The sequence below is a fragment of the Pseudarthrobacter sp. NPDC058329 genome (assembly GCF_042879835.1).
In the GTDB taxonomy this organism is placed as follows: Bacteria; Actinomycetota; Actinomycetes; order Actinomycetales; family Micrococcaceae; genus Arthrobacter.
Window position 1 is genome coordinate 223,822 of the sequence record NZ_JBHVZR010000005.1, and the last position, 25,419, is coordinate 249,240.

General features: G+C 59.5%; 21 protein-coding genes and 1 pseudogene. 10 read left to right on the forward strand and 12 right to left on the reverse strand.

Annotated elements, in window-relative coordinates; translation table 11 throughout:
• Window positions 1–406 precede the first annotated feature (406 nt).
• Window positions 407–805 (reverse strand): annotated as a pseudogene (locus ACFVYC_RS09835) (ATP-binding cassette domain-containing protein); the annotation flags it as partial.
• A 1,358-nt stretch (window positions 806–2,163) separates the two neighbouring features.
• On the opposite strand from ACFVYC_RS09835, the gene ACFVYC_RS09840 reads away from it, so the two are divergent.
• Window positions 2,164–2,610 (forward strand): hypothetical protein, encoded by a 447-nt coding sequence (locus tag ACFVYC_RS09840; protein WP_387549393.1) that lies wholly within the window; start codon window positions 2,164–2,166, stop codon window positions 2,608–2,610.
• 48 nt (window positions 2,611–2,658) lie between these two features.
• Here ACFVYC_RS09840 and ACFVYC_RS09845 read toward each other — a convergent pair whose 3' ends face one another.
• Window positions 2,659–2,916, reverse strand: coding sequence for a hypothetical protein (locus ACFVYC_RS09845; protein WP_387549394.1), 258 nt, complete (start codon window positions 2,914–2,916; stop codon window positions 2,659–2,661).
• Between the two features lie 771 nt (window positions 2,917–3,687).
• On the opposite strand from ACFVYC_RS09845, the gene ACFVYC_RS09850 reads away from it, so the two are divergent.
• The gene (locus ACFVYC_RS09850) at window positions 3,688–4,407 is read left to right on the forward strand and encodes a GAF domain-containing protein (protein WP_387549396.1); all 720 of its coding nucleotides are present in this window, start codon (window positions 3,688–3,690) and stop codon (window positions 4,405–4,407) included.
• Entirely contained in the window at window positions 4,394–4,711 is a 318-nt protein-coding gene (locus ACFVYC_RS09855) for a hypothetical protein (protein ID WP_387549398.1), read from the forward strand. Before ACFVYC_RS09850 ends, ACFVYC_RS09855 begins: the two co-directional genes overlap by 14 nt.
• 1,679 nt (window positions 4,712–6,390) lie before the next feature.
• On the opposite strand, the gene ACFVYC_RS09860 is transcribed toward ACFVYC_RS09855, so the two are convergent.
• Window positions 6,391–7,713, reverse strand: a complete 1,323-nt coding sequence (locus ACFVYC_RS09860) for an MFS transporter (RefSeq protein WP_387549399.1) — start codon at window positions 7,711–7,713, stop codon at window positions 6,391–6,393.
• A gap of 240 nt (window positions 7,714–7,953) precedes the next feature.
• Window positions 7,954–8,394, reverse strand: coding sequence for a MarR family winged helix-turn-helix transcriptional regulator (locus ACFVYC_RS09865; RefSeq protein WP_387549401.1), 441 nt, complete (start codon window positions 8,392–8,394; stop codon window positions 7,954–7,956).
• Window positions 8,395–8,578: 184 nt separating this feature from the next.
• On the opposite strand from ACFVYC_RS09865, the gene ACFVYC_RS09870 reads away from it, so the two are divergent.
• The 5 genes from ACFVYC_RS09870 (at window position 8,579) to ACFVYC_RS09890 (ending at window position 13,838) form a co-directional block, all read left to right on the forward strand.
• Window positions 8,579–9,076 (forward strand): MaoC family dehydratase, encoded by a 498-nt coding sequence (locus ACFVYC_RS09870; protein ID WP_387549403.1) that lies wholly within the window; start codon window positions 8,579–8,581, stop codon window positions 9,074–9,076.
• Entirely contained in the window at window positions 9,073–9,987 is a 915-nt protein-coding gene (locus tag ACFVYC_RS09875; RefSeq protein WP_387549405.1) for an SDR family NAD(P)-dependent oxidoreductase, read from the forward strand. Before ACFVYC_RS09870 ends, ACFVYC_RS09875 begins: the two co-directional genes overlap by 4 nt.
• Window positions 9,988–10,002: 15 nt before the next feature.
• Complete coding sequence (locus ACFVYC_RS09880; protein WP_387549407.1) at window positions 10,003–11,628, forward strand: AMP-binding protein; 1,626 nt, start codon at window positions 10,003–10,005, stop codon at window positions 11,626–11,628.
• A 105-nt stretch (window positions 11,629–11,733) separates the two neighbouring features.
• The gene (locus ACFVYC_RS09885) at window positions 11,734–12,618 is read left to right on the forward strand and encodes an amidohydrolase family protein (protein WP_387549409.1); all 885 of its coding nucleotides are present in this window, start codon (window positions 11,734–11,736) and stop codon (window positions 12,616–12,618) included.
• The gene (locus ACFVYC_RS09890) at window positions 12,615–13,838 is read left to right on the forward strand and encodes an acyl-CoA dehydrogenase family protein (RefSeq protein ID WP_387549411.1); all 1,224 of its coding nucleotides are present in this window, start codon (window positions 12,615–12,617) and stop codon (window positions 13,836–13,838) included. The genes ACFVYC_RS09885 and ACFVYC_RS09890 overlap by 4 nt, the downstream gene beginning before the upstream one ends.
• 277 nt (window positions 13,839–14,115) lie before the next feature.
• On the opposite strand, the gene ACFVYC_RS09895 is transcribed toward ACFVYC_RS09890, so the two are convergent.
• Both ACFVYC_RS09895 and ACFVYC_RS09900 read right to left on the reverse strand, forming a co-directional pair.
• On the reverse strand, window positions 14,116–16,410 hold the full coding sequence (locus ACFVYC_RS09895; RefSeq protein WP_387549458.1) for an FdhF/YdeP family oxidoreductase: 2,295 nt from the start codon (window positions 16,408–16,410) through the stop codon (window positions 14,116–14,118).
• A gap of 99 nt (window positions 16,411–16,509) precedes the next feature.
• Window positions 16,510–17,913: an aminomethyl transferase family protein gene (locus ACFVYC_RS09900; RefSeq protein ID WP_387549413.1), complete on the reverse strand. Its 1,404-nt coding sequence runs from the start codon at window positions 17,911–17,913 to the stop codon at window positions 16,510–16,512.
• A 330-nt stretch (window positions 17,914–18,243) separates the two neighbouring features.
• On the opposite strand from ACFVYC_RS09900, the gene ACFVYC_RS09905 reads away from it, so the two are divergent.
• Complete coding sequence (locus ACFVYC_RS09905) at window positions 18,244–18,960, forward strand: PIG-L deacetylase family protein (RefSeq protein WP_387549415.1); 717 nt, start codon at window positions 18,244–18,246, stop codon at window positions 18,958–18,960.
• Between the two features lie 117 nt (window positions 18,961–19,077).
• A complete protein-coding gene (locus ACFVYC_RS09910) occupies window positions 19,078–19,566 on the forward strand; it encodes a methyltransferase (RefSeq protein WP_387549417.1) in 489 nt (162 codons plus the stop codon).
• Between the two features lie 57 nt (window positions 19,567–19,623).
• On the opposite strand, the gene ACFVYC_RS09915 is transcribed toward ACFVYC_RS09910, so the two are convergent.
• From ACFVYC_RS09915 to ACFVYC_RS09940, 6 genes are all read right to left on the reverse strand, one after another.
• A complete protein-coding gene (locus tag ACFVYC_RS09915) occupies window positions 19,624–20,301 on the reverse strand; it encodes a GntR family transcriptional regulator (protein WP_387549419.1) in 678 nt (225 codons plus the stop codon).
• Window positions 20,302–20,481: 180 nt separating this feature from the next.
• Window positions 20,482–20,799: a muconolactone Delta-isomerase gene (locus ACFVYC_RS09920; RefSeq protein ID WP_387549420.1), complete on the reverse strand. Its 318-nt coding sequence runs from the start codon at window positions 20,797–20,799 to the stop codon at window positions 20,482–20,484.
• An 11-nt stretch (window positions 20,800–20,810) separates the two neighbouring features.
• Window positions 20,811–21,563 carry an alpha/beta fold hydrolase gene (locus tag ACFVYC_RS09925; protein ID WP_387549422.1) on the reverse strand — a complete coding sequence of 251 codons (753 nt, stop codon included), beginning with the start codon at window positions 21,561–21,563 and terminating at the stop codon, window positions 20,811–20,813.
• Entirely contained in the window at window positions 21,563–22,960 is a 1,398-nt protein-coding gene (locus tag ACFVYC_RS09930) for an MFS transporter (RefSeq protein ID WP_387549423.1), read from the reverse strand. Before ACFVYC_RS09930 ends, ACFVYC_RS09925 begins: the two co-directional genes overlap by 1 nt.
• 256 nt (window positions 22,961–23,216) lie before the next feature.
• A complete protein-coding gene (locus ACFVYC_RS09935; protein WP_387549425.1) occupies window positions 23,217–23,885 on the reverse strand; it encodes a response regulator in 669 nt (222 codons plus the stop codon).
• Window positions 23,885–25,378: a histidine kinase gene (locus tag ACFVYC_RS09940; RefSeq protein WP_387549427.1), complete on the reverse strand. Its 1,494-nt coding sequence runs from the start codon at window positions 25,376–25,378 to the stop codon at window positions 23,885–23,887. The genes ACFVYC_RS09935 and ACFVYC_RS09940 overlap by 1 nt, the downstream gene beginning before the upstream one ends.
• Window positions 25,379–25,419: the final 41 nt, after the last annotated feature.

Below are 25,419 nucleotides of genomic sequence, written 5' to 3' on the forward strand. Positions count from 1 at the left end.
AGCTCTGTCCCCATTCGGATCCCCATTTAGAAAGTCGGCCCGTTTGGGGAGCTGAAAGAACACAAGGATAGGGCGTCAATGCATGCCTCCCGCTTTAGAGCGGTTGACTAAAGCGCCCCCGAGCACGGCCGATGGGGGTCACTGAAAACCACTGGGCAGGCGCACGATTCCTTCGCCAAGGGAGGTCCAAGGGAAAACGAGAACAGATATACGTCCTGTTAGGCGACAGCGCAGGGGATGCTTAGTCGTTCTTCCAGGTCAGCCCTGTATCCGAAACGCGCCCCTTGTTTGATGATCTAACGCGGCAGGACTGCAGCGGACTGCGGCGACTTGTCCCGCAGCAGGCGTTGCTTCCGCTCGGGCATCCGGTGTGATGGAACCAGCCCTGACGGGGGTGGAAGGCATGCTTGTCCAGCTGCACGCCGGCCTTGTCCGCCAAAGCGACGCGCTCCAGGTACTCCAAGGACCAGGTCTTGGCGGCGTGCCGGTCCAGGCCCTTGAGCCGGCCGCAGTAGGTCATCACCTCGATGACCTTTTCCTTCTTGTACAGGCCGCGCTCCTCGGGTAAATACCCCAGCCGTCCGCCGTCTTCGGGCCGGAACGGCTTCCCGTCAATGTGGAGTGTCCCGGCGGTGGGCTGGTAGATGCCCAGCAGCGCCCGGATGTTGGTGGTCTTCCCGGAGCCGTTGCTGCCCAGGAAGCCGAACGTTTCACCCCGGTGGACGTCGAAGGACAGGTCCCGGATGACGGTTTTGTCACCGAAATCCATCCGAAACTGGTCGATATGGACGAGAGCTTCGCTCATGGCTGTTCCCCAAACGCGCACGGGCAGATGATCCTTCGAGTCTATCGACGGGCCTCCGTCACGGCGCCCGTCGAAAGGATGACGATTGCACGCTCGCCCCAGGGCGATGCTCGCTGGACGGCCTCGAACTGAGCCGCGGTGACCGCAAAAAGCTGGCTGGGACACGTGCCGCAGCCTCGGAGTTGCGCGGATATTCATAACCTCGGAGGGCAGCCGCTCCAGAAAATCAGTCCCGGTGACTGGTGTTTCTTCGATGCTCGGCGGCCGCCACTGGTGACTATTTTGGTGGTACCGGCCGCCATGTGCCATGGTCCCGTCCTGAAGTGGGTAACGGGATTGAGGAGCAACGGCGCCGACATGGAGCATAACGGTCGGCAGGGAGGCGGACGGTCTCCCGTCTCTGTACAAGGCCCGTCAGCAGAAGATAGGTTTCTCGGTAGAAGTCCCTGGGTAGGTGAAACGCTTCCTTCAGGACCCTCTGGGCGATGTGCAGCGTCGGGAGGTTACGCTGCTGTAGCAACATGGCGGCCCAGACCGCACGTCGAGGAAAGAGCCTGCCATGGCCACCTCCATCTTCCCGCCACTCCTCCGCGACGCCGTCTTCCGGGCCCCCGGCCAACCTTCGGCTTGGGCCCGGCCGCGGACCAGGCTGACTTTCCCGGCCGGGCATGCGCCTCCGTCCCCTTGTCCCCAGTGGCGGGTTGTGCATCGAAGAGTGCGCCCCGAGGATGACATCCTCTCCAGCCACACCCACGCACGCTGATGTCCCTGGAATCTCCCAGCTTCCGGCCCGGCGGCGGAGGACTGCCGCGGATCCTGCCGTTGATGTGCGACCATTGCGGCACCGATCAGCACCTCGTGATGAGATCGGTCGCTGATTTGCCCGAACGCGCCGCCGACGTTGTCTTGGTCTCCTACGTCTGCGGCCGGTGTAGCCTCTTCAGCGAACATCCTGCCAGCGTCGCTGATCTGTCAATAGTGTTGGGGCGGTCGGACCAGACGGGGGACGTGCTGATCTTCGGCTCCCGATATCTGCACTGCGGACGACCAATGACACGGGCCGGATCGGAACTGCACCGGTTCTCAGCACGCCCGACCCGAAGTGAAGCTGACGACGACACTCTGGATGTTTACCTTTCCACCCGCGTCCTGCATTGCGAGTGCGGGTTCTGTTTGGAAGTGCCCGAATAGGCATCTCCGCCACTCCTGAGGCTCGGCTACGGACCGGCTAACGGGCACTGCGGTGACATCAGAGTTGCGGGTCCGGCGGAACGGGGCTCGGCGAAGCATGATTAGGTGCATGAGCAGTTCCGTGATCGTGCAGCTCCAGTTCGGCGCGCAGTTTGGAGGGACCGGGTGTGAGTGAGACGGCTGATTACGTAGAGTGCTCGATCGTGATCGCGGTGGGTGCCGATTCTATTTGGCCTCTGGTGAGCCGTCCGGAATGGTTCATTACCCGCACCGCGGTGCCCCCGGTGGTTATCGAGGGCAATCGTCCAGGCGAGCGGGTCGTCCTGGATGAGAGGTACGGTGCCTTGGCCATTCACACGGTCGTTCTCTGCCAGCCCCGCTATGCGGCCTTCCGTTGGGTGCAGCAAACGCCAGAGGGCGAGGACATGATGCGGCCGACGCTCGTGGAGTTTTGGGTGGGGGCCGACGGGGACGGCATGTGCTCCCTTCGCGTCCGCGAAAGCTTTTTCGACTTCACCGGAATGGCTGAGGTGCAACGCCGGGACGCGCTCGACGATAACGCCGCGGGCTGGTCGGGAGCCTTGGCGGAAGCGAAAGCCTATCTTGAAGCTTGAGTTTGGGCAGCCCGGAACCGCCGGAATGCTTGCGGCGTTCCCGGTTGGTCAGGTGGCGGCGGGGTAGCTGGCGAGGATGTAGTCAGCCGCGGCCGGTCCTCGCATGCGAAGGCGGCTGTCGTGGACATCGAAGCCGCATCGGTACATGCCGGCACGGAACGTGGCATCGGGTCTTGGCTCAATGTCATGGATCAGGCACCAGCTGACATACAGGCCGTAGAGGCAGTCAGGGTCCAGTGGGCAGTCGGTGTCATATTCCGGTGTAGTGGCTTCGTTAAGAAAATCTTCAAAATGCGAGTCGGCCATTTTTGGCTCTTTCTCGGCGGGCGCTCTTGACCGCCGCGTTTCTACAGCGGTGTCCCATGTGCACCCGTGCAGAGGTCACCAAGGAGGGGGTCCTTGTCTGCACCGGGCAGGGCTCCTTCTCTGAATTTAGGGAGTTCCTCCCCGTTCTGTCCAGACCGTTCTGTGCGGGCTGCCGCTGCCATCCGGTGAACCGCTCTCGTTGATCGTGGACATCGCGGAGGGAGCGGGGCCGCTCAGCCCCAGTCCGACTGTGGAGAAGCGTGCACGGCGTCCACTATCGCTATGGTTCATTACTCCGTCCAAAGCCGCAGTAGCACCGCCGAACTTTTTTGACTGGGGCGGCGAGCAGAAGCGACCATGAGGGTGGTCGTGAAGCAAATGCGGCGCTTGGCCTCTGAGGAATCTTCTGCAGCAGGGCGGAAGCCAGCCCAAAGTCCGGTAGTTCGCCGCTGCCAGCGCTCACGCGCTGGCTGGCGGCGAATCATCAACGTAGCGCTTCCGCCAGGGGAAGACGGGTAAGAAATACCCACACCGCCTGTGATTTAGCGGTGGCAGAATCCAGTTAACCTGCGGGTGCGGATACGGGGCCGGTGGTCAGCGACTGGGCCCCGGGTGTTGCCTCATCCACCCCCCGAAGTGGGTGTCCGATGCCGCCGGGAAGGCACCTCTTGGACGGTGGCTTGTGCGGGTGATGTGTGCTCCAATGAGGAGATAAGCGCATGGTTCACCTAGGACCTGGACGCTGGAATCGACGCGGTTATAGATACTGAATTGCCGCTGGCCGATGAGCTGGCGGCAGTGTTTGCACGGTTGTCCGACGTTATCCTGAGCGAGGATACGGTCGCCCACGCCCTGGCCCTCATCACTGAAGCCGCGGTCCTGGCGGTGCATGACGCCGTCGGAGCGGGCGTCTCCCTGATGGATACCAACGGCAGCCGCAGCAGCACAGCGTCCACAGGCAGGATCGTGGTGGAGGCCGACGCGCTGCAATACGATCTTGGGCAGGGGCCGTGCCTGAGCGCATGGGCCTCGGGGCACCCGGTGGATATCTCGGATGTGCGCACGGACCTCCGCTGGCCTGAATGGGGCATGGCAGCAGACGAGCTGGGCTTACGCTCCTGCCTGAGCGTCCCCCTTCTTACAGGGGACCTGGCTTTCGGGGCCATCAAGATTTACTGGCCGCAGCCCAATGCCGCCACGCCCCAACTGATCCGGCTGCTGGAGGTATTGGCGGCCCAGGCCTCGATCTTCCTGTCCAATGCCCAGGCCAGGGAGCGTGGCCGGATGCTCAGCGATCAACTCAAGACAACACTGACCCACCGGGACATCATCAGCACCGCCAAGGGGATCGTCATGGCCAGCCGGGGCATGGGAAACCATGAGGCGATACTCCACCTGATGGACAGGGCCCTGAACGAGAACCGGACGCTGCAGGCAGTTGCAGAAGAAATCCTCGAGTCCACGCCAGGACTCGCTCATGACCAGGGCTGAACTTTGGGCGGCCGCAGGGGATGAGGATGAACAACGCCAGGGTTTCCGGCTGGCATTCGAGGCTGCACCACTGACCCTTGAACAGATCTGGATCAGATACTTCGGCATCGGAGGAGAATCCGGCCTGATTGAAGTCGATGCCTACGTCTACGGTGTGCTGAGCTTCCCGGCCCGGGAACGGGACCTGCTGGCGCACGCCCTGAACGAAACCCTCAACACCCTCGGCGTCAACGGCCGGCGCGCCAGCTACAGCCGGGCACTCCGCCCCAGGCCAGACGAAAGCGGGAGGGCCACGGACCAATAACTCGGTCATTCCGCAAATTCTGTTGTTCGCGGTCCCCTGCTCCTAGCATGGATCTTGTGGACAGAGATGCGCAGAACGAGGACTTTCAGCAACTTCACCAGCTCCTTGCTGGCAGCGAAGACCTCAAAGGCTTTCTGGATGGACTGACCGCACGCGGCCGCATCCCTGAGCCGGGACGCTGGAGCGCCTATTGGCTGTGCCATCACCCTGCAACGGCACAAGCGGGCAGTTACGATCGCCGGCAGCAGCGGCGAAGCGATGGCCCTGAGCCGTATGGAAGAGGAACGGATATCCGGTCAAGTAGCTATCGGGCCTACGTCCGAGGAGCAGAAACCGTAGGAGGGCATGTTACACGCCGCACCCTTCAAGGCTCCCGGAGGTCGCCTTCGCCGTAGAGCAGCGTTGGACGGGGTGTGGCGGGCAACTCGGGGGGCGCCGGTCGCCGTCCTCATCTGGCACGTGAAATTTGATGCGACGATCTGCATTGGCGTCAGAATAGGGGAGAATTCAGTTTTACTGACAGAGGCTCATGATGTTCTCAGATCCCACCCTGACAGTCGGAGGGGCAGGAACCGGCGGCGCAGTAGCCCGAGAATCATCGAAATAGTCCGAAGAATCGAGGCTTGCTGGACATCGGTTGGGCTGGGACTCGCGATGTCCACTCTTGCAGGACGGCAGGGGTCTGAGAACAGGAGCTGAACTCCACGGATAGGCTAATCCTCCCTGGCCAGGCGCTCCTACGTCAGGTTGGGGTGTACCTCAGGGTGACGCTCTCGAGGCTACTGTGCTGCGCCATGTGCCGAAACCTGATTCATGCGGTTTGATGTGAAAAGTGACTGTGCGTCTGACTGCCGCAGGACCCGGATCCTGGCAGGCCCCGGGGTACTGCTGCGGTCAGTGGTGTTGTAGTTGCGGCCTGCCATGACTTCCGCCGTCCGCCCTCCATACTGCTCCGGTGACCATCCGATCTTGTCGGAAAGCAGAAAAGCTGTCAGCGCCGGTCAATTTTTCCTGTACAGCAAGCCGTTCACCACGTAGGAGACAGACAACAGGCGAGAGAAATCACGCTGTTCGCCGAACCGGCAACGACACAGGCCGCCAGCACGGAGCCCTGCGCTGAGCCGGCAGCAACGCCAGCTGATGTTCGGCCCGGACGAAGGGTTCCTGCACGTAAGCTGCTGCCCACCTGTGTACGGGACATCGATAACAGGAGTGCCAAATGGTGCGTGGAATCGTAGTCCCACCCGAGGCAGTCTGCCGCGTAGAGGCTCTGCAGCGGGCCTGGGAACATTCGCGACTCGACGGTGCCACAGGAATCAGCGTCAGTAGCGCGATCACACCAACCACCAAATGCGCGTCTTCCTAGACCCCCAAGGCGCCTTCTCCAACTGCGACAAAGCAGGACACCAGGACCCCACACCGGTAGAACCGAAACATGCACCGGCAGGCCGGTTTCCGGACCCCGCGTGAAACAGTCCTGTCCATATCCCTTTGTATGGACGCGCCGAGAAATGCAGAAGCGTTTCGCTAGCTCAGGCTTTTCACGTTGGCCATGGTCATCTGGCATGCGTGCTCCCGAGCCGGACTCATGTCACTGTCTGGACCCGTGGTCGGTGTTTTGACCCGCACAAAATGGGTCACCGTGCAATGCCATGGTGGAAACCACGACCGTTGATTGCTCATGTGGTGACTCGTTCCTTGGCTATGGTGAGAACGGACTCGTCCCTGCTTGGCGGTTGAACTTTCAAGAAGATCATGGACACTGCCCCTACAGCGAAGAGACCACCCACGGCGAGGTAGAGCTGGCCGGGGGTCCAAGAGGCTTGGAGCAGGAAGCCGGTCAGAATCGGAGCAACGATGCCACCCAGGCGGCCCATTCCACTGGCGAATCCAATTGCGGTTACTCGAATGCTCGGTTCGAAGAGTGGTGGCGTCATGGCGTAGAGCCCAGCCATGCAAGCGACCGTAGCGAATCCGATGGCTGCTGCCACCGAAAGAGCGAGGGTGAGCATTCCCATCGATTGGCTGAATACAGTGACGAAAACGGCCGACGCTCCGAGATACACGATAAGAACCTTCCGGACAGAGAACCTCGCGGTTAGCAGTCCCAAGGCGATCGTTCCCACCACTCCGCCGCCCGTGAGCAGAACACCCCCGGTCATGCCCTGACTTTCGCTCATGCCGGCCGTGACGAGCAGTCTTGGCGTCCAACTTGCCACGAAGTAGTACCCCCCCAGAACGCAGAAGTATGTAATCCACAGCAATATCGTCCGTTTGCGGTACTCGGCGGAAAGGAGCCGGGCTACTCTACTGCTCTTCAGGCCTCTCCGGAGCTGGACTGCCCTTCTCGGAGTAAGCGCTTCAACCGGCGGATGTCCCATCTTCCTGGCAATGGAGTTGATCTTTTGCAAAGCATTCCGAGGTTGACGCTCGTTCAGGAATTCAGCTGATTCCGGCAAAAGGAGGGCGGTACCAGCCATCGCCAAAAGCGACAAAATGCCGCCGCAAAGGAAGACCGCACGCCAGCCAAACCCGGATTGAAGTCCGATAGCGGCGAATCCTCCGAGTGTCGCGCCAATCGGGTAACCGAGCGCATAAATACTCACAGCCAGTCCACGGCGACGGAGTGAGGAGTACTCGCTTGCTAGCACGTTTGTGCATGCCAGGATGCCGCCCACACCCACACCTGTGACAAGGCGGAGTACTCCCAGCTGGCCCGCGGACTGCGCAATGGCCGATAACAGCATGCCGGCTGTCGCCAGGGTAATGCTCAGGAGAATGACTCGGCGGCTGCCCAGTGAATCAGCCAACGGTGCAAGGACCAGCGATCCGATCGTCATGCCGAAGAGCCCGGCGCTGAGCAGGAAGCCCAATGCCGCCGGAGTTAGAGTCCATTCCTTTGCCAGACCGTTGGCCGTAAAGGCCGTCGCCATGACGTCAAAGCCGTCGACAGCGTTGAGCAGGAAGCAAATCCCAATCACGGCGTACTGGAACCGAGTCATGGGAGCTTTATCGATTCGTTGGCGTAGGTCCACGTTGACCTCTTTCGGGGTAGTTAAGGCCCGATGACCGACTTCAATGTCGCCGGGGCTGGGGAGGTAGAACGGCACTCAGTAGCCGTTGCTGTCTGACGAGTAGTAGAGGCTGACTCAGCTAGCGAGCGGCGCCGTTCACCGCGCGGGCTGCACGTCCACCCGTCAATGCGTTTCTTTGCTGTCTGGCATTGTTTCGTGCTACTGCGGCTATTCCCGGAGGGATACTTCGCCGAGCGCGTCCCTGCAGGCCCTTAGGTAGCGGGCAAACGCTTTCTTTTGATTGGAATCCAAATATTTCAGGAGTCGAGTCTCCACGGCAGCCACTGGTTCTCGGAGGGCGTCAATGACGCGTTTGCCTTCCGGCGTCAGAAACAGAAGATACTGGCGCCGGTTTTCCGGGTCATGCTCCCTTTTTATCAGGCCAGACTCTGTCAGGTTCTGAATCGTTTCGGCCATGGTCTGTGCCCTGACAAACGAGCGTCTCGCAAGTTCGGAGGAGGTCAACCCTGGGCGTCTTTCGAGCACTGTCAGTGCCGTGTACTGGCCTGAAGTCATGCCTTCAAGTGAGACGGCTTCCTCGAGGTGAGGTCTGAGCCCAAGTTCAATTTGCTTTATGAGATAGAGAAAGCTGCCACTCGCCGATTCCACTGCCACTCCGTTCTGAGATCAACCCGCTTCGGCCGTCTACCTTGGTTGCCACGACCAATATACCTGACCATGCGCCTAAAAGTCTTCAGGCAACCTGATAAATATTCTTGACTTTTTAAACAGGTAGCCTGAAGATCGAAGAGCGATCGAAAAGGGAAGTTCAGTCATTAAGGCGGCCCACGACGTGCTCAGAAGCGAGAAGGAGATATTCATGACGCCATCAGTCGTCGAGAAGCTGCAAACCACTGTCGATGAACTACCGACGCTCGTTGGAAGGACTTTTGGCCCTTCCAGCTGGCGGGAGATAACACAGCAGGAAGTCCAGCGATACGCAGACCTGTCAGGTGACAATAATCCGATTCACACGGATCCCGATGTAGCGGCTAAGGGCCCGTTCGGAACGACGATCGCCCACGGCTACCTCACCCTGGGCCTTGTTGTGCCTCTCATGGCCGAGATTTTCGAAGTTGTGGACATGGGGACTGGCGTCAACTACGGGCTAGACAGGTTACGCTTTCCGGCCCCCGTGCCGGTGGGATCCAGTGTCCGCGTTAACGGATCCATTGGCGCCGTTTCCCCTATAGAGGGTGGCTACCAGATACAAGTCGATGTCGTTTTTGAAGTTTCTACATCCCCTAAACCTGCCTGCGTGGCACAACTGGTCTTGAGGTATTACAAATGAGCGCGACTGATCTTACTGGCAAGGTGGCCATCGTGACGGGCAGCGGGCGCGGCCTCGGTCGGGCTTACGCCTTGGCCCTCGCAGCCGCTAATGCGGCCGTGGTCGTCAACGATGTGGACTCCGACGCCGCTGACGAGGTGGTAAGGAGAATCATTGCGACGGGCGGGCGCTCCATTGCCGTCGTAGCGCCGGTTGGATCGACGGAGTCCGCCGAGGCATTGATAAGAGCTGCCCAAGAAGCATTCGGCCGCGTGGACATCATGGTCGCGAACGCAGGGGTGCTTAGGGATAAAGTTCTGTGGAAAATGTCCGATGCGGACTTCGATGCCGTCATAAACACCCACCTCCGCGGTGCGTTCACCTGTGGACGGGCAGCCGCAAGTGCCATGCGAGAGCAAGGCGAGGGCGGTCGAATAATTCTAATAGGCTCGCCGGCGGGTCAGTTCGGCAGCTTCGGCCAGACCAATTATGCGGCCGCAAAGGCAGGGATTGTCGCCATGGCCCGTACCTGGTCGCTGGAACTAGCGAGAGCTAATATCACTGCCAACGTTGTGATCCCCACAGCGATGACCGCTATGACTGCCACCATTCCGGCATACGCAGAACTTTACAAGTCTTTCGAAGCAGGCGAGCCACTTCCCAGAGACATCCGCCGAGACCACGCCTTGGGAGGACCGGAGGACGTTGCGCCGCTCGTGGTGTGGCTTGCCTCCGATGATGCTGCAAATGTCACCGGCCAGGCAATCGGAATCGGTGGCGACAAAATCACGTTGTATTCGCATCCGGCAGAACGCGCCGCCCAATACCGTGACGGGGGCTGGACCCCAAGCTCAATCTCTGCAGCATGGGCTGAACAATTCCAGCCTCTGGAACAGCCATCCGGTGCCACAATCCAGCCCATCAGTAAGTAAAGAAAGGACGCCAAGATGCGTGGCAACTACGCCGAGATCTGGCGATGCGTCGCTGAGAAACTTCCTGAGAAAACCGCCATAGTCGCCGGTGAGGTGAGAATTAGCTACGGCGAATTTGATCGCGATGCCGCGAAGCTCGCATCACTGTTTGTCGAGCATGGCCTGCACCGCGGCAGCAAAATCGCCATCTACATGCACAACAGGGCTGAGTATTTGATCGCGCTTTATGCAGCTTTCAAGATTGGCGCAGTACCAGTGACAATCAATTTTAGGTACCGCGAACGCGAAGTTCTGCCCCTCTTGGAAAACTGCGAAGCGTCCGCACTGATCTTCACGTCGTCCATGGCCGACACCGTAATGAACATGCGGTCCGACTCACGCCTGCCGGCAACCCTTCTCCAGGTAAATGACCTTCCAGAACCCAAACCACGGGAAGGCGTAGTCGACTTCCGTGAATTCGAGTCATTCGCCGAGCTTTCCGCCAGGAACCTCAGCAACGATGATGAGCTGCTGATATATACGGGCGGAACCACAGGACGACCAAAGGCTGTGGTCTGGTCTGTGGGCGATCTACTGGATATTCAAATGTTCTCCATCTATGGGGCATTGGGTCTGAAGAGGCCCTCAACCTTGGAAGAAGTCGTGTCTGTGGCGACGGATCCGGCATTGCCCGACACGGTAACGCTTCCGTTAGCCCCCTTCATGCACGCGACGGCCCTCTTCAACGCGATGAATACCTTCGTCTTGGGCGGAACGCTGGTCATACTTCCCTCACCGAGCTTCGATCCTTCCGATGCGGCCAATGTGATCGTCTCCGAAGCGGTTACGCGCCTGATTCTGGCCGGAGATGCCGTCGCGCAGCCGCTGATAGAAGCGTTGCATGCAACAGGTGAGACCCATTTGCCCAGTCTGCGCACGGTAATAAGCTCTGGCATGCGATTCAGTGATGAGAGTAAAAGGCAGCTTCACGCCCTAGGAGACATTACGATTGCCGACATTCTGGCCTCCACGGAGGGTGGTCCGTATGCGATCGGGATCAGTACAAGTGGTGAGGATCTGCCGGCACGGCTACGCCTGGCCGAGGGCGCCGTGGTGCTCAGCGACTCCATGGAAGAAGTTCAGGACCGTCCGGGCCAAATCGGTGTCTTAGCCTACAAGGGAACTTTGCCCAAGGGGTACTTCAAGGATGAGGAAAAGACCCGGCAAACCTACCCGGTACTGAACGGTGTTCGTCACGTCATGCCTGGCGATTTCGTTGAAGTCAAAGTGGACCATTACATAGAGCTGCTGGGGCGCGGAAGCTCTGTGGTGAACAGCGGTGGGGAGAAAATTTTCCCCGCTGAAGTAGAGGAAACTCTGATGAGTCACGAGGCCGTCATTGACGCCGTTGCCTTCGGCATGCCGGATAAGAAGTGGGGAGAAGCGTTGACTGCCATCGTGGCCGTGAACGCAGGTTCCCAAGTCACCGAACAAGAGTTGGCCAGTTATGTCGGTGCCCAGCTCGCCGGCTTCAAAAAGCCCAAGCGGATACTCATAAAGGACTCCCTGGAGCGAAGCCCAAGCGGAAAGCTGGACATGTCCGCACTGAAGGTTGTTGCTTCGGCCAACGAGAAAACGGGCTCCCCCGACCAGGCCCGATAGTCAGAAGTCGGACAGTACCCAAGTCGTACCTGACCCTTCACTATCACGCTACAGATCTCATCCGCAGGTCCTGGCTGTGGGCCGCTAACGAAAGAACGCCACCACATGACATACGAATCAAAAATCAATTTCGCCGCCCTGAAAGCGGTCGACACCCATGTCCACATCGAGGCCGATGATCATGGCCACTCCGCGCTTCCCCAGGTCTTACTAGACGCTGCGGACGCCTACTTCGGGGGACGGGACTCAAGCCCCGGCCTGGATGAAATCGCCGAATACTACCGTGAGCGATCAATGGCAGCGGTGGTGTTCACGGTCGACTCATCTACAGCCATGAAGACGCGGCCCAACAGCAGCGAAGAGATTGCCTTGGGTGCGGCACGAAACAACGACGTACTAATACCGTTCGGCAGCGTGGACCCGCTGAAGGGTCCGGCGGCGGTCGAGCAAGCCCGGAAGCTCGCAGGGGATTTCGGCGTCCGAGGCTTCAAGTTTCATCCCAGCGTGCAGAATTTCGACCCCAGTGACACTGCGTTTTATCCGCTGTTTGAAGTCCTGCAGGGGCTGGGGTTGCCAGTCATCTTCCATACAGGCCAAACCGGGATCGGTGCTGGGCTGCCTGGCGGGTTCGGTATCAAATTGCGTTTGTCTAACCCCATGCTGCTCGATGACTTGGCCGCCGATTTCCCTGAGTTGAAGATAATCATGGCCCACCCGTCGGTCCCGTGGCAGGACGAGGCCATCTCCATAGCAACGCATAAGGCCAACGTGTGGATCGACCTCTCAGGATGGTCACCGAAGTACTTCTCTCCCAACTTGATTAGGAACGCCAATTCCATCCTTCAGGACAAAGTCCTTTTTGGTTCCGACTTCCCCGCAATAACCCCGGACCGTTGGTTGGCCGATTTCGACAAGCTGGAAATCAAAGAACATGTCCGTCCCAAGATCCTCAAAGACAACGCAGTGAAATTGTTGGGCTTTGCAAAGTGACGAGACTGAAGGCTTCACAATCCATTGATCCAGTAAGGGCAACTGCTCTCTACTCCCGGTCGGACCTGTACAGCTACGAAAGTCTGCTGACTGAGAAGGAGCTGGCATTGCTGGGCCGCCTTCGGACGTTTCTCGATCAAGAAGCCCGTCCGCTGCTGAACGACTACTGGGAGAGGGCCGAAACACCCATTCAGCTCAGGCGGCCCATGGCTGAGCTCAACCTCGCGTCCCCGCCGGAACTCTGTGGTGATGGGGCCGAACCCCGGCACCTCTTCGTCGGCTTCCGGAATTTCGAACTAGCAAGGACAGACTCATCCGTAGGCATCCTCTACAACGGGCAGGTCGGAATGTTTCGAACGTTGGTCCGCGAAGGCGGTAGCCGGGAACAAGCGGCCGAATGGGACCCCCTAATAACGTCTTTTGAGATGACGGGGGCCTTTGCGCTAACCGAACCCGAGCACGGGTCGGACGTTGCCCGTGGACTCAGCACGACAGCTCGGCGTGTCGGCAACAAGTGGGTCCTCAACGGAACAAAGCGATGGATCGGCAATGCTGCCTTTTCCGAGTACATAATCATCATGGCTCGCGACGTTGCCGACGGAGAGGTCAAGGCCTTCATGGCAAGGTCTGATGCCCCGGGAATGCAGCTGGAGAAGATCGAACGGAAAATCTCCTTGCGCATGGTGAATAACTCGGACATCCTCATCACGGACGTCGAGGTGGATGAGTCGTACCGGCTCCAGAACATCAACTCGTTTTCTGATGTCAACGCGATATTGCGGTCGCTTCGTCCCGATGTTGCGTGGAATGCTGCAGGGCTGCAGGCGGGCGCTTATGAAGCCGCCCTCGAATACGTCTTGGAGCGGCAACAGTTTGGACGGCCGCTCGCAAGTTTTCAGCTCACCCAGGAAAAACTTGTCCGTATGCTGGGGAACGTGACGGCCTCGTTAGGCATGGCAGTGCGCCTGGCTCAACTCCGCGAGTCCGGCATCGAACGGGACGAAGATTCAGCCATGGCCAAGACGTGGATTTGCGACCGAATGAGAGAGACGGTTGCGCTGGCGCGTGAGGTTGTGGGGGGAAATGGCATCACACTCGATGCCGGCGTTGCCCGATTCTTTACCGATGCTGAATCGCTCTATTCCTATGAAGGATCAAGGGAGATAAATACGTTGATAGTGGGTCGAGCCATAACGGGCTACAGTGCTTTTGTAAATTAGCGTGAGGGCTCTGACTGGGTCAGGCAACACGAACGGGTACTTACCCTGCTCGACACGCGTGGTCGGCTTGGCGGTTCCTTTGTCCCGGAGCCGACCAGTGAAACTGATGGGCCTATCCTGGCCCGGTCGATCGCCGTCCGAGACCGGATCTTGTGAACCCGAGTATCGCCGGAGGGCAGTTCCTACCCGCAGCCGGATTGGCATGACAATGTCCGCGGAGTTCACTGGACCGAACTTATGAGTTCATGTGTTGGATTCCGATAGAAACGGGAGCGATTCAGCTCTTTTCTAAGCGTATTGTGACGGCCTTGTAGCCGGGCGTATTGGATTCGCGAGCAACGAGATCCTTGTGTACCAAGACGTTGGCTTCAGGATAATATGCCGCGGCGCACCCCTTCGCGGTTGGATAGGCAACAACGCGGAAGCCTTCGGCTCGGCGTTCAGAGCCGTCGAACGTAGAGACGACATCCACGAGTTCGCGGTCGGAGAACCCGAGGGCTTCGAGGTCCTCAGGGTTCACCAGGACTACTCGACGGGCGTTAGAGATGCCGCGGTATCGGTCGTCGAGGCCGTAAATAGTGGTGTTGTACTGATCGTGGCTGCGCAGGGTCTGAAGGATCAGGTGGCCGACCGGCGCCTTGAGGTACTCGAATGGGCTGACCGTGAACCGGGCTTTGCCGATCTCAGTCGCGAAGGTCCTAGTGTCGCGTGGGGGGATGGGCAGGACGAAACCGTTCTTCTTCCTCACGCGTAGATTGAAATCGTCGAATCCGGGGATGACACGGGAGATGTGGTCCCGGATGACGTCATAGTCGTTTGCCATTGCCTTCCAGTCCACGGGGTGGCTGTCGCCAAAGACCGCCTGGGCCATCCGGGCAACGATTACCGGCTCTGCCAGGAGGTGTTCCGAGACAGGACGGAGCCGGCCCTGTGAGGAATGCACGACAGACATGGAGTCTTCGATCGAGACGAACTGTCGGCCGCCCGGGTGCTTGTCGTCCACGTCGGTCCTGCCCAGCGTGGGGAGGATGAGGGATGTGTGGCCGTGTGCCACGTGGGACCGATTGGGTTTGGTCGAGATGTGCACTGTTAGCCCGGTGCGCTTGAGCCCGGCCTCAGTGGCGGCCGTGTCGGATGCTGCGGATAGAAAGTTTCCACCCATGGAGACGAATACGTCCACGTCCCCGGCCTCAAGTGCGTGCTGCGTCTCAACTGACTCAAAGCCGTGCTCCCGCGGCATCGGAAAGCCGAATTCCTCCTCAAGTGCAGCGATGAATTTTTCAGTCGGCTTCTCCCAAATGCCCATTGTCCGGTCGCCTTGGACGTTCGAGTGCCCCCGCACCGGGCATGCCCCGGCGCCGGGTTTGCCGAAGTTCCCCTGCAGGAGCAGCAGGTTAATTATCTCTTTTAGTGTGTTGACGGAATGTGGTTGCTGGGTCAGCCCGAGTGCCCAGCACACTATGGTTGCCTTCGACGCAACCAGTAATTCCGCGACCGTCTCGATCTCGGAGCGGCTAAGGCCGGTCGCCTCGATTGTGGCTGGCCAGTCAATGGCCCCGCGGGCTTGCCTGTAGGCATCGAAGCCTTCAGTCTGGGAGTCCACAAAAGCGTGGTCTGCAACACTTCCCGGTTCGAGCTTCTCGGCTTCGAGGAGCAGGTGACCCAGCGCCTGGAGGAGCGCGAGATCGCCACCGACCTTGATCTGGAGGAATTCGTCGGCGATTGAGACGCCGTTGCCGAGGACCCCTTCGACGGTGTGCGGATCCTTAAAGTTGATTAGCCCGGCCTCGGGCAGGGGGTTGACGGCGACAACCTTGCCGCCGTTCTTCTTGCATTCCACGAGTGCTGAGAGCATGCGCGGATGGTTGGTTCCCGGGTTCTGGCCGATGACGAGAATGAGCTGTGCGTGGTGAAGGTCTTCGAGTGAGACCGTGCCCTTGCCGACGCCGATCGTTGGGTTGAGGGCAAAGCCTGAAGACTCGTGGCACATGTTGGAACAGTCGGGAAGATTGTTGGTTCCGAGGCTGCGTGCGAAAAGCTGATACATGAATGCAGTTTCGTTAGCCGTCCGCCCAGAAGTGTAGAACACGCACCGGTCCGGGGTGGTGGTGTTGATGTGTTCACTGATAAGCGCGAACGCGTCTGGCCAGCTGATCGGTGAATAGTGTGTGTCCCCAGGATGAAGGACGACCGGTTCCGAAATCCGGCCACGGCTGCCGAGCCAGAACTCGCTTTTTCCCTCCAGTTCCGAGACCGGGTTCTCGGCCCAGAATTTTGGTGTGACGGTCCGGAGCGTGCTCTCCTCAGCGATGGCTTTTGCGCCGTTTTCGCAGAATTCCGCGGGTTTGCGCCTGCCGGTGATGGATTCCGGCCACGCGCAGCCCGGACAGTCGAAGCCGTTGTGCTGGTTGACGCGGAGCATCGACCGGGCGGTGCGTGCCAAGCCGGACTGAGTGAGTCCCCGTTCGAGGGCTACGGTGACAGCCTTGACACCGGCCGCGGATCTTTTTGGGGGATGCACCTCGAGGGCACTTTCGTCGATGTCCTGTGGCTGCGGTTTTTGTGCGAACAAGGGTTTCTCCTCTTGGTGCTTTCTTCGCTGTATTGGAAGTAGGGGCCCCACCGAAGGTGGGGCCCCTACTAATGCCATTCCGATACAGCGGTTAGACGGTTATGCGTTAGCGAGGTTGCGCCAGCCGGCCTGGTAGCTTACGCGCACCTCCGAGGCGTACGGGGTTGGGGCCACTTCGACTCCAACCTCTGTCTGCCGGTGCGGTTCGACAGATGCCTTGCCGCTTCCGCCATCCGGCTCGCCCCAAACGACGCGGAGCTTCTGGCCGACCTCAATATCGGGGTCCACAACTGCCAGGGACAGCGCCCTCTTCTCGTTCGCGCTGTATCCGGTAAACATGGACAAGCCGACGACCTTACCGGATTCGTCGATGATCGAATCGAAGTTGGCAGATCCGTAGTTGGCGTTGGGGAAGTCAAAGAACTTGTAGCTCGGCTGTTCCCGGTCGTACATGGAGGCGTGAAGCCGTGCCATGTCCTCGTCATCCCAGGCCAAAGTTGCCTTGCGGCGCTGGTTGGCGGGATCCATCTTTTCCAGGGCCTCACGGCCGATGAAGTCGTGGTCGTACTTGATGAATGAGCCATATCCAAGCGCCCACGGAGTGCTGTAGTAGTCCTCAACATTTTCCGAGACGAAACTGCCGGCGATTGCACAGTTGGCTTCGTAGCTGTCTGCGCCAAGCCATTCCCGGTAAGGACGCAGCTCTTCGCCGCTGTAAATGGCGGGCAGCGGCGAGGGGATCCAGCCGGACTCGAGGGTGTTGCACGAGTAGGCGCGGGCACCGGCAGCCTTGAGCCCGAACTCTTCGCCGGCCTTAAGGATGGTCTCCCGGATGCGTTCGTAGGACTCGTAGGGTCCCCAGATTTCCAGTCCCGGCGCTCCGGCCATGCCGTGCCGTAGCGTCCGGACCGTCTCGGTGCCGACATTCATGGTGGACATGGTGAAGAACTTTAGCTGCTCCACCGGGCCACCGTTGACTTTTTCGATGACCTTCCAGGCATTGGGTCCCTGGATCTGGAAGCGCCAGTACTTCCGTGAGACAGCCTTGCCCATGGGCCGGGAAGGGGAGCGGCGGTCGATGTCTACTTCCACGTCGTAGCCGCCCGTTTCAGCCTGGAAAAGCAGCCAGTTGGCTGCGGGGGCGCGGCCCACGTAAACAAATTCATCTTCCGCTTCACGGAACAGGATGCCGTCTCCGATAACGAAGCCGGCGGGAGTGACAGGCACGTACTGCTTTGCCCGGTTCACTTCGAAGTTGGCCATCGAGTTGATGGCCGTGTACGAAATCAGCTTCTCGGCGTCGGGACCCTTGATGGTCAGGTTGTCCATGTGGTGCGACTGGTCAAACAAGACGGCGGTGTCGCGCCAAGCGCGAACTTCGCTTTGCCAGTTGGAAAATTCGGATGCCACTACGGGGTAGACGTAGGCGCCGACCTGCGAGTTGCGCATCAGGTCCACGGGATTCGTGCTGTCCAGGATCTGCTGAAGGTTCTGTGCTGTCATGAACTCTCTCCTTTGGGTGTTCGGTGCCTGGGAGGTTCCCCAGCGCTACGTGGGCTTCGACGCTCGCGGGTCGGTCAGACGCTCGCCCTGCTGAGGCAGAGTGCCAGCCGGCTCTCTCTCCGCCGCTGCTGCAGTGCAGGTGTCCTCGGCTCGTCGACTTTCAGGAGGCCTGAAGTCTTGATGCCTCAAACTATCGGGTTGTTGTCCCTATTGTCAACAACTTTGTGGCTTATTTTGGCAGTAGGGCGCTACCATGAGATCTACGGCCCGTCCGGCCAGCGGATTCCGCGGCCTGCTTGCGGGGATTGTTTACCGTCGTGAGGAAAACCTATGGTTCAGAAAAAGCTCTTGGTCGTTGGGGCACACAGTGCCGATTTCGTCTGGCGCAGCGCCGGGGCGATTGCGCGCTTCGTCAAAGATGGCGGAGACGCGAAGGTCGTGGCCCTTTCCTACGGTGAGCGGGGTGAGTCGGGTGAGCTCTGGAAGGAGCCCAACCAGACTGAGGAAAACGTCAAAAAAATCCGTCATGAGGAAGCATCCCTGGCGGCCGGGCAACTGGGGGCGAGTTTCGAGGCGTTCGACTTGGGGGATTATCCCCTGCTTTCGGTGCATGAAGATGTCAAACGTCTCGCAGACCTCATGCGGGAATACAAACCCACGGTGGTTTTGACTCATCCTGAGAAGGATCCGTTCAACCCGGACCATCCCGTTGCGCACACCATGGTCCAAACTGCGCGGCTCTTGACCTCGGGTGCAGGGGTCGATAGCGGGTTTGCGACAGCTCCGCCCTCGGAATTCCTGGTTTTCGAGCCACACCAGCCCGAACTCTGCGGATTCGTCCCAAGTGTCTTCGTCGATATAACGGACGTTTTCGAACTGAAGCGCAAGGCAATGGCTGAAATGAAAGCTCAGCAGTATTTGCAGAGCTACTACGCCGAGCGTGCCGGGCACCGAGGCAACCATGCCAGGAAAGTCACTGGTGACAAGCGGATTCGTCAGGCTGAGGCCTTCATGCGCCTGGTCCCCAACGTTGTAGGGTCGCTGTGAACGGGGCGGATATCGTTCGCCGCCTTGGCGAGCTCCCGACGCCGAACATTGGCGATGCCATGGATCGGCTCAATGTTGTGGACGGCACCATTCACTCAGTATGGCCCGGGGGCGCGTATGGCAGGTCGCGCTTTTACGGTGTACGTGGCTGGCGGCGACAATCTTGGCATTCATGAAGCCCTACCGCAGTTGTCGGTCGGCGATGTTCTGGTGGTTAATGGCCAAGGGGCTACACATCGGGCACTGATCGGGGAGCTCATCGCCGGGCGGGCGGCTGCGCAAGGATGTGCAGGGTTCGTTCTGGACGCAGCAGTCCGGGACGTGCGCGATCTTCAGGAGTTGGGCTTCCCGGTATTCGCTAGATCGACCACGCCTGCCGGACCTTACCGCAATGGTCCTTTCCGTGTGGGGGAACCTGTTGCTATCGGTTCAGTTGTGATCCGGCCCGGCGATGTGGTGATCGGTGACGACGACGGGGTCGTCGTCGTTCCGTGGGAAGAGGCGGTCGCCGTAGCTGAGGCAGCCGAAGCCAAACGCGACGCAGAAGCACGCCAGCGTGCTGAAATTGAGGATCGGGTCCTGCCCGAGTACTGGCAGCCTTCATAAACAGAAGCCGGCGGCACCCGCAGGTGCCGTCGGCTTGTGGCCGCACTAAGTCTTCGGCTAGGAGGCAGGTGCCGCAGCGAGGCCGCGTAAGGTGTCGGTCACGCTGTCAAGGTGCTCCCTCATGGTCTGGTGGGCAGTTTCAGATTCACCTGAGCAAATAGCGTCGATGATGGCCAGATGTTCGGCCAGGGACGTCGTCGGGCCCCCCGACCGCATCGTGAGACGGAACTGGTGGCGGACCATCTGTGTCTTGAGACGATGGATTACTGATGCAGCGGTCTTCTGCTTGCTGATGTCGAGCACCATTTGGTGAAGTTGATTATTCAACTCGGAGTAGCGATAAAGGTCGCCCGCGTCAATCGTCTTAATCATCTCCTGCCCGAGGCCCTTCAGCGCCAGCCGGTCCTCTTCTGCTGCGAGGTGGGCAGCTTTGCCCGCGCACAGGGCTTCCAGCACCGAACGGACCTCCAGGATCTCGATGGCTTCAGCAATGGAAACCGAGCGAACGCGCGCTCCCCGGTTCTGGATTCTTTCGACCAGGCCTTCAGTGGCTAATTCCGCCAGCGCGGCTCGTACTGTGCCGCGGCTGGCCTCGTACTCATCGCAAATGTCCTGTTCGATGAGCCGCTGGTTTGCGACTAGTTCGCCCCTGGAGATTGCCTCCCTCAGCCCCGCAACCACAGGTTGAATATCTGTGGAGCTGCTCCGTGACATATCGGTCTCCTGTTGTTTCATTGCGCGACCCTATTGTTGACATTATTGTAGCGGAATCGAGCGAGGTCGCCGCGCCACCCGCGCGGCTCCCGATCTTGGCGCTAGCCCATAAAAGGCACGACCACACAGTCCCCCCAAGAGCCTGGGGTAAGAACTGCGTGGTCGCACCTTGTTAGCACCAGCTGGCTGTTGGCCACTGAATCAGGTAGACAATGCCCCCTGCTCCGGCTTACGGGCAGACACCAGCAGCTGCTCCTGGGGGTGCGTGGCCAGTGCTTCGACGCTTATGTTCTGCCACTGGAAGGTCGGCAGGGCAGCCAGCGCCTCGTGAAGGGCAGTCGTGTCCTCAGCCTCATACCAGCCAATTGCAGTGCGAGTTCCTGGGACCCTCCATAGACGCCGCAGCACGCCGCGGTCCCTGAGTTGCTGGGCATACTCCCTCTCGGCGGCCTTGATGCGCGAGGCTTCATCGGGTGCCATTGCAGGCATGTTGTTTTCCTGTCTAACCAAGAATTCCATGACGCCTCCTATTAAGCAGCCGAAGTGGCGGCGTCGGGTATCGCGAGGTGCCGGACGAGCAATTCGGCATTCGTGACCAGGATTTCGTGATCTGCATTAAGCTCGGTCACTTTCCACCCCGCCGCAGTGGCACGGAGGGCAAACGGGGAAAACGGCGTGGACCAGCCCGAGCACAGTAGGTATTCGCCAGGAAAGGGGAGTGCCTCCAGCCCCTGCTTTATTGGCTCCATGTACGTCTTTGCGGGCTGGGGAGTAAGGCGGGGCGTGAGTTCATCGATGATTTGCTGATCCGTCACACCAAGGTTGGCGACTGGACGGGGATCGATGACGAGCCCAAAGTTTTTGCGGGCTGATTCGAGATAGTGGGATGCCGCCCGCTCTGGCAGGAGGTTAATGGCCACTTCGCCGGCCTCGGGAAGGAATCCATCCACGATAACGAGACGTTTGATTCGCTCGGGGATTTGGGCGGCGACCCCCGTTACCACCATGCCTGCATAGCTGTGACCGACCAGCACTACGTCGTGCAGGTCTTCAGACTCAATTGCCGCCTTGACATCTGCAATGTGCGTCGAGAGGCCCGTCTCTTCATTGAGCAAGTGGGTTCGGTCGCCAAGACCAGTCAGCGTTGGGGTGAAGACCTGCGCTCCAAGCTCCTGAAGCAGGGTCTCTACTGGCCTCCAACACCATGCACCGTGCCAGGCGCCATGGACGAGAACGTAGATCTCCTTCTGGGTGCGGCGCCTGGTTCCAATTGAATCGGTCATCATGACCTCCTGTTTTCTTCTTTTGTTTTACTTCTGCCTGTTCCTTTGGCCGCAATGCTGTCCGTCGGCTGCAGGGCCTCGTAAGAGGCGTTGTAGCGGCCGACCTTGAGCAAGAGGATCGATCCCAGGCTCAGGGCGCCAAGGATCAGCAGGTACAGGGCGATGGGGTTGCTTGACTTATACGTGGCGTAAAGACTTGTCGCGATCAGGGGTGCGAATCCCCCGCCGAGGATGGAACCGATTTGGTAGGCGATGGAGGCTCCGCTGTACCGGACCGTCGAGGGGAAGAGTTCGGCGATCATGGCTGCCTGCGGTCCGGCCATAAAGGATTGAGCCAGGAGCATCACGGCAAACGCAAGGAGGATGAGGGCAGGGTTCGCCGTGTTGACCAAGGCAAAGAAAGGGAACGCCCACAAAGTCACAAGAGCCGCGCCAAGAGTAAAGAGGCGCTTCTGTCCAAAGCGGTCGGACAGCGAGGCACCAAGGTAGACCGTAACCAGGTGCACAACAGCCCCGAGCACGATGAGCCACAACATGGTGGACTGAGGAAGGCCAAGAACGCCGGTGCCGTAGGAGAGCATGTACACCGAATAGATATAGCCGATGGCTGGCGAGGCAATGGATACGGCACCGGCCAGCATGACGGTCATCCCGTGCCGCGTCAGGACCGTCTTGAGCGGATTGCGTTCCGCTTCGCCGGAGTGCTTCACCTGCTTGAATGCCGGGGATTCCTGAATTCGCAGACGGAGGTACAGGGCAACGATGATCAGGGCACCGCTCATCAGGAATGGGACACGCCAACCCCAACTCTGGAACACATCCCTGGCAAAGACAGTCGTTACGGCAATGAATACCAGGTTAGACAGAATGATCCCCGCGGGCAGACCCATCTGAGGAAACGAGCCGTACAGTGCCCGCTTTTTCCGGGGCGCGTATTCGACTGCCATCAGCACAGCGCCACCCCATTCGCCGCCTACACCAAGGCCCTGAAGGAAGCGGAGCGTCACGAGAAGAATAGGCGCCCAGACGCCGATCGTTGCGTAGTTTGGAAGCGCTCCGATTGCTACCGTTGCACCGCCCATCAGGAACATGGATATCAGAAGCATGGACTTCCTGCCCACCTTGTCCCCGAAGTGCCCCATAATCACACCGCCAATGGGCCGGGCGACGAAACCGATCGCAAATGTTGCGAATGCGGCGAGTGTGCCGGTCAGAGGATCGGTGGTCGGGAAAAATTGGGGGCCGAAGATCAAAGCTGCAGCCGCGCCATAAAGAAAGAAGTCATACCACTCGATGGCAGTGCCAATAAAGCTGGCCGCCAACACCTTTCGGCGTTCTTTGGCCGTTGGCGCATCGTTCTTTACGACTTCTGCAAGCAGGGGTTCCTGAATGCCCATAGAGGACTTCCTTGAGGTCGGAGGATATATGCCTTCTCCAGAAGCACGCGGGGGCCCGCGACCTGAGTGCCTCGTTGCAGCAAGATGGTGCTCATGGGGTACTCCTGGAGTGCACCCAAACCTATCGGTCTGCGAACATGATTGTCAACACTTTTGAGCGCACTTATGCGAACGCACGCGTATTCTCATCCAAGAATGCCCAGGTGTCGGGTACTGACGGTTGCTTGGGGCAAAGGCGCAACGCCCGCAGGGATGACTACCCGGCAGGCGGCAGCAGGCCCGCCCGCACAGCTACAAGGGCAGCCTGGGTGCGCGACCTAAGGTTGAGTTTCCCCAGTAGGTTGCTGACGTGCGTTCGTGCGGTGCGTTCGCTGATACTTAATTCCCGCGCGATCTCCTGATTCGAGCGACCTTCGGCGACTAGTTTCAGGACGTCCCGCTCACGGCGGGTGAGCAAAGCGATGCCCGTTGGGGGGGAGGAAATGGAGCGTGCCAGCTGCTTGGCAACTGCGCTGTCAATAAAAACTTCGTCGCGTGATGCTGCGCGGATTGCGCCTGCCACTTCGGTGGGGCCGGCATCCTTCAGTAGATAGCCGGAAGCCCCATTGTCGAGCGCAGCGTGCAGGCGCTCTGTTTCTCCAAAGCTGGTGAGAATGACTACCTTTACCGAGGGGTAGAGTCTCGTGATTTCGGCTGTGGCGGAGACCCCGTCCAAACGCGGCATCATGAGGTCCATGAGGACGACGTCTGGTAGCTCACCGTAGGCGGCCATTGCTGAGAGCTTTTCCAGGGCCTCCTGCCCGTCCGTTGCCTCGTCTACTGCCTCAATGTCGTCCAGGACTTCAAAGTAGGCTTTGATTCCACGGCGAACCACCGCGTGGTCGTCCACAATGAGGACTTCAAGGGCCGGATTTTGTTGTGCCACTACTTCACCTCATCAAAATTACTGCTCGGCATTGGAACACGGGCGTGCACAATGGTTCCAGGCACCGTGGCGTCCCGCTCAAATGCAAGGGTTCCACCCCATATGGTGGCTCTTTCCCGCATCGAGGCCAGGCCGTGGCCGGTGGAGTGCTGCATGTTTGTCTCGGACAGCCCTGTGCCGTTGTCATGGACCACAACCTCCAATTCGTCGGAAGTTCGGGTGAGACCGACATGGGTTTTGATCAGGCTTGCGCGGGAGTGCTTGACGGCATTGTGTATGGCCTCGGCAGTTATGTAGTAGACGTCCTCAGCGAGGCCTTCATCCAAGTTGTCAGGCAAGTCCCTGAGGACAGTCTGGAATTCGATTCCAGTGCGTCTTTGGGTGCTGTCGATCAGGTTTTCGAGTGCAGGACCGAGTCCCTTTTTGGCCAACGGAGAGGGCTGCAGTTCGCTGATCAGCCCACGTAGGTCTGCCAGGACGGACTGCGTAATGTCTTCCATTTCATCCGTAACTGCTTTGACGGATTTCGGACTCAGTTCCTTTCCACGGTCTGCGAGGACCTTGAGCACCTGGGTCTGCATGTTGAGTGAGAATACTTTTTGGACGACAGAGTCGTGTAGGTCGCGGGCCAGACGCTGCCTTTCCGAGCGCCGCACAACGTACCGTTCGCGTTCGAGCAGCTCGGCATAATCGATGGCGAGTGCAGCCTGTTCTGCCATTGTTGAAAGGAACCGTATGGTTCCTTGATCAATTCCCTGGCCCGGAGCGAAAAAGACGTTGAGAATGCCTACGGGCTTGTCCCGGACAAATATTGGAACGGATGCGAAAGCATCCCAAACTGGGTGGCGGAGGCTGTCATGGAGTGGACGCCACGCCGGATCGGACATCACCGCCTGATAGCGGTGGTGTTCGACCACGGGTTCTCGGCCTTCCAGGGCCTTGAGCATGCGTAAGTCGGCGCCGCGTTTCTGGCACTCCATCAGCAGGGAGAAAAAGTTTCGGGGCGTGTCGAACCCGGCGGATCCCATGACCTGCAATGGTCCGGAAGGGTCGGCCCTGGCAAGGATTTGGACTCCGGCGAGGCCGTTTGCCCTCAAGACTTCGGTCGCCATGGCATGAAGCGTTGCCACGAGGGAATGCTCTGAGGCCACTCTTGCAGCGGTGTTGGCCACAGCAGCAGCCCACCGCTCCTTTTGGTTATCCAAGGTGACGTCACGGAAGGCCACTGTGAAGCCCCGTTGGCACGGACGCGCGCGATAGGCGATGTCGCGAAAGCTATCCGAGCCCGCCACGAAGGTAACCAGTCGTTCAGTGCCCGTCTCTAGGGAGGCCGCCTCGGCGGTCTCGAACGGGCTCTCCATGCCAAGGATCTGAGTCAGTGGCAAATCGAGCATAGACGCCCCTGCCACGTTGATCCTCGTTACTTTGCCATCAGTAACTACCGCGAGACCGATGGGAGCCAGATTCCAGGCAGCCGCATCCGGATTACCCATGCTTAATCCAGGGAGAGGGTGCATATTCTGTGCAGCTCCCT